The organism is Acidovorax sp. FG42 (assembly GCF_057809195.1).
In genome coordinates this window covers 27,043-39,734 of the sequence record NZ_JBMDJM010000007.1, presented here as the reverse complement: position 1 = coordinate 39,734, position 12,692 = coordinate 27,043, and the positions used below count along the sequence as shown (strand labels likewise).

Annotated in this window: 8 protein-coding genes; 5 read left to right on the top strand and 3 right to left on the bottom strand. The window is 66.6% G+C overall.

Annotated elements, in window-relative coordinates:
• Positions 1-6: 6 nt before the first annotated feature.
• A complete protein-coding gene (metG, locus tag ACODSM_RS09390) occupies positions 7-2,106 on the bottom strand; it encodes a methionine--tRNA ligase (RefSeq protein WP_488805069.1) in 2,100 nt (699 codons plus the stop codon).
• 174 nt (positions 2,107-2,280) lie between these two features.
• Here metG and ACODSM_RS09385 point away from each other — a divergent pair, with 174 nt between their 5' ends.
• Positions 2,281-3,399 (top strand): SMP-30/gluconolactonase/LRE family protein, encoded by a 1,119-nt coding sequence (locus ACODSM_RS09385; protein WP_488805068.1) that lies wholly within the window; start codon positions 2,281-2,283, stop codon positions 3,397-3,399.
• A gap of 3 nt (positions 3,400-3,402) precedes the next feature.
• Here the strand turns inward: ACODSM_RS09385 and ACODSM_RS09380 are convergent, their stop codons facing one another.
• Both ACODSM_RS09380 and ACODSM_RS09375 read right to left on the bottom strand, forming a co-directional pair.
• Positions 3,403-4,689: a patatin-like phospholipase family protein gene (locus ACODSM_RS09380; protein ID WP_488805067.1), complete on the bottom strand. Its 1,287-nt coding sequence runs from the start codon at positions 4,687-4,689 to the stop codon at positions 3,403-3,405.
• Between the two features lie 220 nt (positions 4,690-4,909).
• Positions 4,910-5,482, bottom strand: coding sequence for a restriction endonuclease (locus tag ACODSM_RS09375; protein WP_488805066.1), 573 nt, complete (start codon positions 5,480-5,482; stop codon positions 4,910-4,912).
• A 122-nt stretch (positions 5,483-5,604) separates the two neighbouring features.
• Between ACODSM_RS09375 and apbC the strand changes: the two genes are divergently transcribed.
• The 4 genes from apbC to fdhF all read left to right on the top strand — a co-directional run bounded on the left by apbC (position 5,605) and on the right by fdhF (position 12,661).
• Positions 5,605-6,696 (top strand): iron-sulfur cluster carrier protein ApbC, encoded by a 1,092-nt coding sequence (gene apbC / locus ACODSM_RS09370; RefSeq protein ID WP_015015437.1) that lies wholly within the window; start codon positions 5,605-5,607, stop codon positions 6,694-6,696.
• 34 nt (positions 6,697-6,730) lie between these two features.
• Positions 6,731-7,687, top strand: coding sequence for a LysR family transcriptional regulator (locus tag ACODSM_RS09365; protein WP_488805065.1), 957 nt, complete (start codon positions 6,731-6,733; stop codon positions 7,685-7,687).
• A gap of 193 nt (positions 7,688-7,880) precedes the next feature.
• Positions 7,881-9,779 (top strand): NADH-ubiquinone oxidoreductase-F iron-sulfur binding region domain-containing protein, encoded by a 1,899-nt coding sequence (locus tag ACODSM_RS09360; RefSeq protein ID WP_488805064.1) that lies wholly within the window; start codon positions 7,881-7,883, stop codon positions 9,777-9,779.
• Positions 9,776-12,661 carry a formate dehydrogenase subunit alpha gene (fdhF, locus tag ACODSM_RS09355; RefSeq protein WP_488805063.1) on the top strand — a complete coding sequence of 962 codons (2,886 nt, stop codon included), beginning with the start codon at positions 9,776-9,778 and terminating at the stop codon, positions 12,659-12,661. Before ACODSM_RS09360 ends, fdhF begins: the two co-directional genes overlap by 4 nt.
• Positions 12,662-12,692: the final 31 nt, after the last annotated feature.

Genomic DNA, 12,692 nt, shown 5'->3' with positions numbered 1-12,692 from the left:
CGTGCCTTACCGCACCCGCATGCCAGGCGTGGCGCCCGGCCAGGGGTTGAGCACGTAGATGCCGGGGTTGGCTTTTTCGTCGCCATGGCTGGCGGCCAGCACCATGCCCTCGCTCACACCAAACTTCATCTTGCGTGGGGCCAGGTTGGCCACCATCACGGTGTGTTTGCCGATCAGGTCGGCGGGTTGGTAGGCGCTGGCAATGCCTGAGAAGACATTGCGCGTGCGGCCCTCGCCCACGTCCAGCGTCAGGCGCAGCAGCTTGGTGGAGCCCTCTACCGGCTCGCAGTTCACGATCAGCGCGATGCGCAGGTCGATCTTGGTGAAGTCGTCGATGGTGATCGTGGGGGCGAGTTCTTCACCACCAGGATGGGAGCCTGCTGCTGCGGTTTCCGTAGCGGCTGGTGCTTGCTCTGCTTGCGCTGGGGGCTCAAACAATGCTTCAAGCTGCTCGGGCGTGACGCGCTGCATCAGGTGCTGGTAGGGCTGGATGGCCTGCACGTCGCCCGCTGCGTTCCACTGCTGCATGTTCACGCCCACAAAGCCTTGCACCGCCTGGGCCAGACCCGGCAGCACGGGGGCCAAGTAGCGGGTGAGGGTGGCAAAGGCGTTGACCAGCACCGAGCACACCTGGTGCAGCGCCTCGTTGTTGGCGGCGTCCTTGGCCAGGTCCCAGGGCTTGTTCTGGTCCACGTAGGCGTTGACTTTGTCGGCCAGCAGCATGATCTCGCGCGTGGCCTTGCTGTACTCGCGCGTTTCGTACATCTGCGCGATGGCGTCGCTGGCTCCGCGCACCTCGGCCAGCAGGGCGGCGCCTGTAGTGCCAAAGTTGGTGGTGAGCTTGCCGTCAAAGCGCTTGGTCAGGAAGCCCGCTGCGCGGCTGGCGATGTTCACGTACTTGCCGATCAGGTCGCTGTTCACCCGCAGCATGAAGTCTTCGGCGTTGAAGTCGATGTCTTCGTTGCGCGCGCTCAGCTTGGCGGCCAGGTAGTAGCGCAGCCACTCGGCGTTCATGCCCAGGCTCAGGTACTTGAGCGGGTCCAGGCCGGTGCCCCGGCTCTTGCTCATCTTCTCGCCGTTGTTCACCGTCAAAAAGCCGTGCACGAACACGTTGTTGGGCGTCTTGCGGCCGCTGAAGTGCAGCATGGCGGGCCAGAACAGGGTGTGGAAGGTGACGATGTCCTTGCCGATGAAGTGGTACTGCTCCATCGCCGGGTCGGCCATGTAGGCGTCGTAGCTCTCGCCGCGCTTTTCCAGCAGGTTCTTCAGCGATGCCAGATAGCCCACGGGCGCGTCCAGCCACACATAGAAGTATTTGCCGGGTGCGTCGGGGATCTCGATGCCGAAGTAGGGCGCGTCGCGGCTGATGTCCCAGTCGCCCAGGCCTTCGCTGGTGGTGCCATCGGGGTTGGTGCGGACGGTGAACCATTCTTTGATCTTGTTGGCCACCTCGGGCTGCAGCTTGCCGTCCTGCGTCCAGTTCTCCAGAAACTCCACGCAGCGTGGGTCCGACAGCTTGAAGAAGAAATGCTCCGAATTCTTCAGCTCCGGCTTGGCGCCGCTCAGGGCCGAGAAGGGGTTGATCAGGTCGGTGGGCGCGTACACCGTGCCGCACACCTCGCAGTTGTCGCCGTACTGGTCCTTGGCGTGGCACTTGGGGCATTCGCCCTTGATGTAGCGGTCGGGCAGGAACATGTTCTTCTCGGGGTCGAAGAACTGTTCGATGGTGCGCACCTCAATCAGGCTGCCGTCGGCGCGGTCGCGCAAGTCGCGGTAGATCTGGCGGGCCAGGTCGTGGTTTTCGGGCGCGTCGGTGCTGTGCCAGTTGTCAAAGCTGATGTGAAAACCGTCCAGATACTGCTTGCGCCCCGCCGCGATGTCGGCCACGAACTGCTGGGGTGTCTTGCCTGCCTTTTCGGCGGCGATCATGATGGGCGCGCCGTGGGTGTCGTCGGCACCCACAAAGTTGACCGCATTGCCCTGCATGCGCTGGAACCGCACCCAGATGTCGGCCTGGATGTATTCCATGATGTGGCCGATGTGGAAGTTGCCGTTGGCGTACGGCAGGGCGGTGGTCACGAAGAGTTTGCGAGCGGATGACGTCATGAAAAGCGGCTTTCTCAGGCGGAACTCGCGATTTTAGGCGGTCGGCAGCACTTTGGGCGGCTGCGGGTTCTGATCCGACAAGGCCGCGTCGCGCAGGTGCCAATCTGGGCGTGCGTTCAGCCCACTGACAGGGCCACAATGCCCCGCATTCCAACAAACAACAGGAGACAACACATGGCGAGCACATGGGCAAAACGGGTGGGATGGGGCGTGGGTGGCGCCGTGGTGGCGGTGGCCGCATACCTGGCGGCGTGGCCCGTGCCCATTCAGCCGGTGGCATGGACTGCGCCTGCGGCCCCCGGCTACCAGGGCGTGCATGCGCCCAACCAGCGCCTGGCGCGGCTGAACATCATCGACCTCAAAGGCGAGGTGGGCCCGGAGCATATCGCCTTGGGCAAGGACGGCAAGCTCTACACCACCGTGCTCAGCGGCAACATCCTGCGCATGAATCCCGATGGCTCGGGCCAGGAGGTGTTTGCCAACACCGGCGGGCGGGTGCTGGGCTTTGACTTTGATGCGGTGGGCAATCTGATTGCGGCCGATGCGGTCAAGGGCCTGCTGTCCATCGCACCGGACGGCAAGCTCACCGTGCTGGCCGACAAGGTGGGTAACGACCCCATCCGCTATGCCGACGCGGTGGTGGTGGCCCAGAACGGAAAGATGTACCTGAGCGATGCCTCCACCCGCTTTGCCCCCAAGGACTGGGGCGGCACGTTTGAAGCGAGCGTGCTCGACATCCTGGAGCAGGCCAGCACGGGCCGGGTGATCGAATACGACCCTGCCACCCGCGCTACGCGCGTGGTGGCGCGGGGCATCAGCTTTGCCAACGGCGTGGCGCTGAGCCAGGACGAAAAGCACCTGTTCGTCAACGAAACTGGCAAATACCGGGTGTGGAAGATTGCGGTGGACGCGAATGACCTCGACATCGGCCAGCCAGGCTCCCAGGCCCGCGTGCTGCTGGACAACCTGCCCGGCTACCCCGACAACCTCATGCGCGGGCAGGGCGGCAAGGTGTGGCTGGGTTTTGCCAAGCCGCGTGGGGCGGCCATCGACAACATGGCGGGCAAGCCCTGGCTGCGCAGCCTGACCCTGCGCCTGCCGCGTGCGCTGTGGCCCATTCCCCAGCCCTACGGCCATGTGATCGCATTCACTGACGACGGCAAGGTGGTGGCCGACCTGCAGGACCCAAGCGGCGCCTACCCCGAGACCACGGCCATCACCGAGACGGCCGACCGGCTGTATGTGCAGAGCCTGCACGCGCATGGCCTGGGCTGGTTGCCCAACAAGCCTTAGGGTTCAATCCCGGGGCGCCTCGGGCGGCTCCCCGTGGTGCCTTGTCTTCACTTCGGCGCCGGTGTCCGTCCAGCCAAAGAACCTGCACACCTCGGCCCGCATGGTCAGGGTGTCGGCCCGGCCCAAGGCCATCAGCTCCTGCGTGTAGCCGGATTCGAACAGCAGGTAGCTGGCCAGTGCCGCGCCGCGCACATCGGCCATGTTGGATGTGACGCCCAAGGCGCCCAGCATGGTCCGCACGGGCCCCGGCAAGTCGCCCACATGGCGTGCGGCCACGGCGTCCAGGCGCTGTGAGGGGGCGATCACCAGCAGCTCGATGGGGCGCAGCGCGCTGTGCAGGCGCTTTTCTTCGGGGATGAGCGACAGGGTCTGGTTGATGCGCTGCACGCGTTCCACGTCCACCGCCAGCGCATCCAGAAAGATGTTGGACAGCGCATGCCCCGCGATCTGCGCCAGCGTGGGGTAGGTGGCCGTGGGGTTGGCGGCGGCATCGCCCTTGGGCTCGTGCATGCGGCCCGCGCCGATCACCAGGATGCGCTCGGCCCCCAGATGGATGGCCGGGGCAATAGGCGCCGACTGGCGCATGGAGCCATCGCCGAAGTATTCGATGTGGTCATCCACCTCGATGCCCTTGGCCGGAAAGATGAAGGGAATGGCCGAGGACGCGAGCAGATGCTCGTGCGTGATGCGGTCGCTGGCCGCCTTGCGCTGGGAGCGCACCCAGGGCTTGACGGGCGTGGCCGCTTCAAAAAAGGTGACGTGCTCGCCCGAGCTGTAGCTGGACGCCGTCACGGCGAGCGCGGTGAGATGCCCCTTGCGAATCAGCCGGGGCAGGCGCACCAGGGGCACCATCTTGACCAGCAGCTTCTCCAGTGGCGAGTTGTCCAGCAGCGACCGCGGCCGCATGCGCCGCCAGCGTGCCAGCGCCCAGCCCAGCGACACCAGCGTGAGCCAGCGCGCGCCGCTGCGCATCACGCTGAGCGAGTCGGCGCCATACACCTGGCTGGCATGGAACTGCCGCCACACGCGTGCAATGCGGCGCACCGCACGGTCAAAGTGGTCGGCTCCGCAGGCCAGGGCGGCTGCGTTGATGGCCCCCGCCGAGGTGCCGGTGATGATGGGAAAGGGGTTGGGGCCGCCGCCTTCGCCACAGGCCTGGCGCAGGTCGGCAATGGCTTCCAGCACGCCCACCTGGTAGGCAGCGCGGGCACCGCCGCCGGTCAGCAGCAGGCCCGTGGCGGGTGTGGCAGCTACGTTGCCAGGGGCTGCGGTAGGGGTTGTGGGGGGCATGGACGGTGGGGCGGTGTAAGGCTCCCAGTGTGGAGGGGCGCCCGGGCGCGGCTCATGTGGGAAAACCCGCATGTGCGGGCCACCCCACAGGGGGTTGGGGGTGGCTCAGAGCGGCTAACAAAACTCAGCGAAGCGGTTCTGGCTAGGCGCTGTGTCGCAGGCAGTACGAGCAGTACGACAAGACACAGCAACGACGCCAGAAGAGTTTTGTTAGCCGCTCTTAACGCTGCTTGAGCAGCAGCTGCGCCACCGCGTCGCCCTGCAGCACCACAATGCCGTGCTCGCGGGCAAATGCCTGGGCGTTCTCGCTGACCTGGCCCAGGGCGGCCACATACACGCCCGCTGAAGCATCGGCTGCGGTCATGGCCGTGTGCAGCTCCCGCAGCGGCTCCACCCCATGGGTAGCGGCCTTCCAGCGTTTGGCGCTGACCAGCGTGGTCTTGCCGCCCTGGCTCAGGCGCATATCGGCCCCGTTGGCGTTGTTGCCAGTCAGGCGTTCCACACTGTAGCCCGCGCGCTCCCAGGCGATGGCCAGGGTGTCGGCAAAGCTGCGCCAGGGCATGCTGCCCACGGCCTCCAGCATTTCCACGACCTTGGCGGGGTTGGGCGCGCGCAGTTGCCGCCAGGCGGCCATGCAGCCCACCACAAAGATGGGGAAGCCCGCCAGCGCGCCCACCACAAAGTATTCCTTGGGCAGCAACGCCCCGGCCGCCAGCGTGATGAGGCCCACCACCACAAAGCTGATCCACCACGGCGAGCGCAGCAGGACGGCAAACAGGGAGTTTTCGGACATCTTGAATTTCACGGGAGGCCTTTTTGGGGAGAGTGCGACGGTGCAATGCGGTGCGCATTGTCCTTCAGCGGCAGGGGGCGGGAGCTTGGGAATAGACTACCGGCCCCACAGGAGTTATTTGAATGTCAGTCACCGAACAGGGCCTTTTGGCCGCACTTTCCAGCGTGCTGGACCCCCACACAGGCAAGGATTTTGTCAGCACCCGCGCCCTGCGCAACCTGCAGATCACCGGTGGCGACGTGGCGTTTGACGTGGAACTGGGCTACCCCGCCAAGAGCCTGGTGCCCGAGCTGCGCCGCCAGCTGGTGGCCGCCGCCAAGGGCGTGGCGGGGGTGGACAACGTGTCGGTCAACATCACCACCAAGGTCATCGCCCACGCCGTGCAGCGCGGCGTGCAGCTCTTGCCCCAGGTCAAGAACATCATCGCCGTGGCCTCGGGCAAGGGCGGCGTGGGCAAGAGCACCACGGCTGCCAACCTGGCCCTGGCCCTGGCCGCTGAGGGCGCCAGTGTGGGCGTGCTGGACGCCGACATCTACGGCCCCAGCCAGCCCATGATGCTGGGTATCAACCGCCGCCCCGAAAGCGACGACGGCAAGACCATGGAACCGCTGGAGAACTACGGCGTGCAGGTCATGTCCATCGGCTTTCTGGTGGACCAGGACGAAGCCATGATCTGGCGCGGCCCCATGGCCACCCAGGCGCTGGAGCAGCTGCTGCGCCAGACCAACTGGAAAGACCTGGACTACCTCATCATCGACATGCCGCCCGGCACCGGCGACATCCAGCTCACCCTGAGCCAGCGCGTGCCCATGACCGGCGCCGTGATCGTCACGACCCCGCAGGACATCGCCCTGCTGGACGCCAAGAAGGGCATCAAGATGTTCGAAAAGGTGGGCGTGCCTATCCTGGGCATCGTCGAGAACATGGCCGCCCACGTGTGCAGCAACTGTGGCCATGTGGAGCACATCTTTGGCGCCGATGGCGGCAAGAAGATGGCCGCCGACTACGGCATGGACTACCTGGGCGCGCTGCCGCTGAACATGAGCATCCGCCTGCAAGCCGACAGCGGTAAGCCCACCGTGGTGGCAGACCCCGACGGCGAAGTCGCGGCCATCTACAAGAAGGTGGCGCGCGATGTGGCGGTGAAGATCGCACAGCAGGCCAAGGACTTCTCCAGCAAGTTCCCCACCATCTCGATCAGCAAGAACACCTGATCCTCCCGAGCCGCCTGATTCGCCCCTACGCGCCATGAACCTGCTCGCGTCCCTGCGCTACTTGGTGGCGCTGCACGAGCACCGGCACTTTGGCCGGGCGGCGCAGGCATGTCATATCACGCAGCCGGCCCTGTCCAACGCGCTGCGCGCGCTGGAAAAAGAGTTTGGCGTGGTGGTGGTGCGCCGGGGCCGCAGCTTTGAAGGCTTTACGCCCGAGGGCGAGCGCGTGCTGGCCACGGCCCAGCGCATGCTGCACGAGCACCAGGTGCTGCAGCAGGACCTGAGCAGCGACGCCGCCCACCCGCGCGGCACGCTGCGCCTGGGCGCCGTGCCCACGGCCATGCCCATCCTCGCGCGGTTTGCGGCGCAGCTGCAGGCGCGGCACCCGGGCATCGTGCCGGTGGCGCTGTCGATGAGTTCGCAGGCGCTGGAGGCGGGGCTGGAAAACATTTCGCTGGACCTGGCGCTGGGCTACACCGAACGCATGCCCGCACGCGGCGGCCCGCTGCGGGCCTGGCCGCAGTATGTGGAGCATTACTTTCTGCTGCGCCGCGCGTCGCGCCCTCCCAAAGGCGCAGCGCGCGGCCTGCAGATCGGCCCGCCCATGGCCTGGGCCGATGCAGCGGCCTTGCCGCTGTGCCTGCTCACCCCCGAGATGCACAACCGCAGCCTGGTCGATGGCGCCTTCGGCGCTGCCGGCGCCACGGTCATGCCTGCCATGGAAACCGATTCGGTGCTGACCCTGGCGCTGAGCGTGGTGGCGGGCAACGTGTGCAGCGTGCTGCCCGGCGCGCTGGTTGATGCCGTGCGCGGCCATGACGGGCTGGAGGCGCTGCCGCTTACCGCTCCGGTGCTCACCACGCCCATCGGCTTCATGTCGCACCGGCAGGTGCAGCCTACGCGCGCCCTCGATGCCGCGCTGGCACTGGCGCAGGACCCCGACTGGCTGCAGCATGCTGCAGCGCACAGTGGGCTTCTGGTCGCTGATTGAGCAATGACCGCACGGGTCGCGGTGGCTGATTCACAGACCGTTGTTAACGCGGCTGTTTCATTTGTTTTTGTGATCGCCCCATGTGCATCGGCAATTTGACGCCGCCAGCACCCCTGGCCCACACTGCGGCGGCCCGGGCACCCTATGCAGGTGCCTGCATACAACCCGATCAATGCACCCACGCCCCCGGTCCATGCATCTTGCCCCCGAAGCCCCCACCGTCGCCGCTGTGTCGGTCAACGACATGCGCGAGCGCATCCGCCGCAAAAGCCGCCTCAAGGGCCGCCAGCCCGAAGACGCAGCCATGGCCGAGGTGGCGCAGCTGCTGGGCCCGCGCCCGGCCACGGGCTTTCGGCGCGATCTGCTCATTGAATACCTGCACCGCCTGAACGACCACTTTGGCGTGCTGCACGACCGGCACCTGGTTGCGCTCGCCAAGCAGATGAACCTGCCGATGGCCGAGGTGTACGAGGTGGCGAGCTTCTATCACCACTTCGAGATCGTGCGCGGCGAGGAAGCCCAGGCGCCCCGTCTTGTGGTGCGGGTGTGCGACAGCCTGACCTGCAGCATGGCGGGCGCGCGCGAGCTGCTGGCTGCGCTGCCCGAACGCCTGCGTGCGGCCGGGCAGAGTGATGTGCAAGTGTTGGCCGTGCCCTGCGTGGGCCGGTGCGAGCAGGCGCCCGTGGTGGTGGTGCACCAGTGCCCGGTGCCTCTCGTCACAGTCGATGGAGTGCTGGAAGCTGTCAATCTGAAGCCCAATCGGGCGGTAGCGCTACATCCTCCTGCCCAGGTTGCTATCAATTTTGATATTGCTGCGTGTGTGGAGGCGAGCGTGCCTGCGCAGCCCGAGGGCATCAGCCCCGCGCACACCGACCTTGCTACCTACCGCGCCCACGGCGGCTACCAGACGGCCGCCGCCTTGGTCAACGGCGAGATGGATGCCGAGGCCGTGCTGGCGGCCATGGAAGACTCCGGCCTGCGCGGCCTAGGCGGCGCAGGCTTCCCGGCCGGGCGCAAGTGGCGCATCGTGCGCGAACAGCCCGCGCCACGTCTCATGGCCGTCAATATTGATGAAGGCGAACCCGGCACCTTCAAGGACCGTACTTACCTCGAACGTGACCCGCACCGTTTTCTGGAAGGCGTGCTCATCGCCGCCCAGGTGGTGGGCACCGAGGCCGTCTATATCTACCTGCGCGACGAGTACCACGGCTGCCGCGCGCTGCTGCAAAGGGCCCTGGACGACCTGCGGGCCGAGCCGCCATGCCCGCTGCCACACATCGAGCTGCGGCGCGGCGCGGGTGCCTACATCTGCGGCGAAGAGTCGGCCATGATCGAGAGCATCGAGGGCAAACGCGGCGAACCCCGCATGCGCCCGCCCTACATCGCGCAGGTGGGGCTGTTCGGCCGGCCCACGCTGGAGCACAACTTCGAAACCCTGTACTGGGTGCGTGACATCGTGGAGCGTGGCCCGCAGTGGTTTGCCAGCTTTGGCCGCCATGGCCGCAAGGGGCTGCGCAGTTTCAGCGTGAGCGGGCGGGTGAAGCACCCGGGCGTCAAGCTCGCGCCTGCGGGCATCACGGTGCAGGAACTCATCGACGAATACTGCGGCGGCATGCTGGACGGCAACCAGCTGTATGCCTACCTGCCCGGCGGGGCCTCGGGCGGCATTCTGCCCGCCAGCCTGAGTCACATTCCACTCGATTTCGACACCCTGCAGCCCTACGGCTGTTTCATCGGCTCGGCCGCCGTCATCGTGCTCAGCCAGCACGACCGTGCGCGCGATGCGGCGCTGAACGTGATGCGCTTTTTTGAACATGAAAGCTGCGGCCAGTGCACGCCCTGCCGCGTGGGCACGGCCAAGGCAGCCACGTTGATGGAGGCGCCGCAGTGGGATGAAGAACTGCTGGACGACCTGGCGCAGGTGATGGCCGATGCCTCTATCTGCGGCCTGGGGCAAGCCGCGCCCAATCCCATTCGCTGCATTCACAAGTATTTTCCGCACGAGGTGGGCGAGGGCCCCTGGCCGGGCGACCTGCCCAAGCCGCGCAACAGCCCGCTGGCGGAGCAACTGCCCCAAGGAGGCCAGCCATGAGCGCGCTGCCCCACACTCCAGGCGTGGCCTTCGAGCTGGACGGCCAGCCCGTCACCGCCCACCCCGGCGAAACCATTTTGAAAGCCGCGCAGCGCCACGGCGTGGAGATCCCGCACCTGTGCTACACCGACGGCCTGCGCCCCGATGGCAACTGCCGCGCCTGCGTGGTCGAGATCGCGGGTGAACGCACGCTGGCGCCCAGCTGCTGCCGCGCGCCCACCGAAGGCATGAAAGTGCAGGCGGCCAGCCCCCGCGCCCGCAAAAGCCAGCAGATGGTGGTGGAGATGCTGCTGTCTGACATGCCGGACGTGGGCTATCAATGGAACGATAACGAACCAGATACTCCTGAATTGATAGCTGTTGGCGCTTGTGCATCTGGCGCTACAGGCGAATTTGATTCAAAAACTGCCCCGGCGGTAGGTCAGCATGGCGAATTGAGTGCTTGGGCCGATCGCCTGGGCGTGACCGTGCGCCCCGCGCTCCAGGCCCTGCGCCGCGAGCAACCCGCGCCCGATCTGAGCCACCCCGCCATGGCTGTGAACCTGGACGCCTGCATCCAGTGCAACCGCTGCGTGCGCGCCTGCCGCGAAGAGCAGGTGAACGACGTGATTGGCTACGCGCTGCGCGGCGCGGAGAGCAAGATCGTCTTTGACCTCGACGACCCCATGGCCGAGAGCACCTGTGTGGCCTGTGGCGAATGCGTGCAGGCCTGCCCCACGGGCGCGCTCAGCCCCAAGACGCACATCGGCTCCCAAAAGGTGGACCGCCAAGTCGATTCGGTCTGCCCGTTTTGCGGCGTGGGCTGCCTCATCACCTACAACGTGCGCGATGAAAAGATCATCAGCGTCGACGGGCGCGACGGCCCGGCGAACCACGGCCGCCTGTGCGTGAAGGGACGCTTTGGTTTCGATTACGCCCACCACCCCGACCGCCTGACGGTGCCACTGATCCGCAAGCCCGGTGTGCCCAAGGAGGTACGGCCCTATGGCGCTGACTGGCGCGATACCTTCCGCGAAGCGACCTGGGACGAAGCGCTGGACCTGGCCGCAGGCCTGCTCAAGACCCTGCGCGACACGCACGGCCGCAAAGCGCTGGCGGGCTTCGGCTCGGCCAAGGGCAGCAACGAAGAGGCCTACCTGTTCCAGAAGCTGGTGCGCACCGGCTTCGGCAGCAACAACGTGGACCACTGCACGCGGCTGTGCCATGCGTCCAGCGTGGCCGCGCTGCTCGAAGGCGTGGGCTCGGGCGCGGTGAGCAACCCGGTGAACGACGTGGAACATGCCGAGCTGATCTTTGTGATTGGCTCCAACCCCACGGCCAACCACCCGGTGGCGGCGACCTGGATGAAGAACGCGACGAAGCGCGGGGCAAAAATCGTGCTGGCCGACCCGCGCGTGACGGACATCGGCCGCCACGCGTGGCGCACGCTGCAGTTCAAGGCCGACACCGACGTGGCCATGCTCAACGCATTGATCCACACGGTGATCGATGAGGGCCTGGTGGATGAAGCCTTCATCAAAGATCGCGCCAACAACTTCGAGGCCCTCAAGGCCAACGTGCTGGGCTGCAGCCCCGAGGCCATGGCGCCCGTGTGCGGCATCCCGGCCGAGACGCTGCGCGAGGTGGCGCGAGCGTTTGCCACGGCGAAGGCGTCGATGATTCTCTGGGGCATGGGCGTGAGCCAGCATGTGCATGGCACCGACAACGCCCGCTGCCTGATTGCGCTGTGCGCCGTCACCGGCCAGATCGGCAAGCCCGGCTCGGGTCTGCACCCGCTGCGCGGCCAGAACAACGTGCAGGGCGCGAGCGACGCGGGGCTGATCCCCATGATGTTCCCCAACTACCAGCGCGTGGACAACGCCGGGGCGCATGCGTGGTTTGAAGACTTCTGGGGCACGCAACTCGATGAGACCCCAGGCTACACCGTGGTCGAAATCATGCACAAGGCCCTGGCGCCCGACAGCGACCCGCACAAGGTGCGCGGCATGTACATCATGGGCGAGAACCCCGCGATGAGCGACCCCGACCTGAACCACGCGCGCCATGCGCTGGCCAGCCTGCAACACCTGGTGGTGCAGGACATCTTTTTGACCGAAACCGCCTGGTTGGCCGACGTGGTGCTACCCGCCAGCGCCTGGCCTGAGAAGACCGGCACCGCCAGCAACACCGACCGCATGGTGCAGATGGGCCGCCGCGCGCTGAACCCGCCGGGTGACGCGCGCCCGGACCTGTGGATCATTCAGCAGATCGCGCAGCGCATGGGACTGGGCTGGAACTACGAGGGCGAAGAATCCGGCGTGGCCGCCGTGTACGACGAAATGCGCCAGGCCATGCACGCCAGCATCGAGGGCATCACCTGGGACCGGCTGGAGCGCGACTCCAGCGTGACCTACCCCTGCCTCACGCCCGATGACCCCGGCCAGCCCATTGTCTTCACCGACAAATTCCCCACGCCCACAGGTCGCCTGCAGCTGGTGCCCGCCAGCGTGATCCCGGCTGCCGAAAAGCCCGACGCCGACTTTCCGCTCGTGCTCATCACCGGCCGCCAACTGGAGCATTGGCACACCGGCAGCATGACGCGGCGCAGTACCGTGCTGGACGCCATCGAGCCCATGGCCACGGCATCGCTGCATGGCGACGAACTGGCGCGGCTTGGGGTGGCGCCCGGGTCGCTGGTGGGCATCCGCTCGCGGCGCGGTAGGGTGCAGGTGCGTGTGCGCCGCGACGACGGCACGCCTCGCGGCACGGTGTTCATGCCGTTTGCGTACGTGGAGGCAGCGGCCAATCTGCTGACCAATGCGGCGCTGGACCCGTTTGGCAAGATCCCTGAGTTCAAATATTGCGCCGTGGCCGTGGAGCGGCTGGAAGTCGCTGCAAGCTGACGGTGCGCGAGGGGGCTTTACGGGCATTTCC

Coding starts and splice junctions, on each gene's coding strand:
- ACODSM_RS09365 (WP_488805065.1), top strand. CDS start 6,731: ATGAACCTGCTCGCGTCCCTGCGCTACTTGGTGGCGCTGCACGAGCAC.
- fdhF (WP_488805063.1), top strand. CDS start 9,776: ATGAGCGCGCTGCCCCACACTCCAGGCGTGGCCTTCGAGCTGGACGGC.
- ACODSM_RS09385 (WP_488805068.1), top strand. CDS start 2,281: ATGGCGAGCACATGGGCAAAACGGGTGGGATGGGGCGTGGGTGGCGCC.
- ACODSM_RS09380 (WP_488805067.1), bottom strand. CDS start 4,689: ATGCCCCCCACAACCCCTACCGCAGCCCCTGGCAACGTAGCTGCCACA.
- ACODSM_RS09360 (WP_488805064.1), top strand. CDS start 7,881: ATGCATCTTGCCCCCGAAGCCCCCACCGTCGCCGCTGTGTCGGTCAAC.
- metG (WP_488805069.1), bottom strand. CDS start 2,106: ATGACGTCATCCGCTCGCAAACTCTTCGTGACCACCGCCCTGCCGTAC.
- apbC (WP_015015437.1), top strand. CDS start 5,605: ATGTCAGTCACCGAACAGGGCCTTTTGGCCGCACTTTCCAGCGTGCTG.
- ACODSM_RS09375 (WP_488805066.1), bottom strand. CDS start 5,482: ATGTCCGAAAACTCCCTGTTTGCCGTCCTGCTGCGCTCGCCGTGGTGG.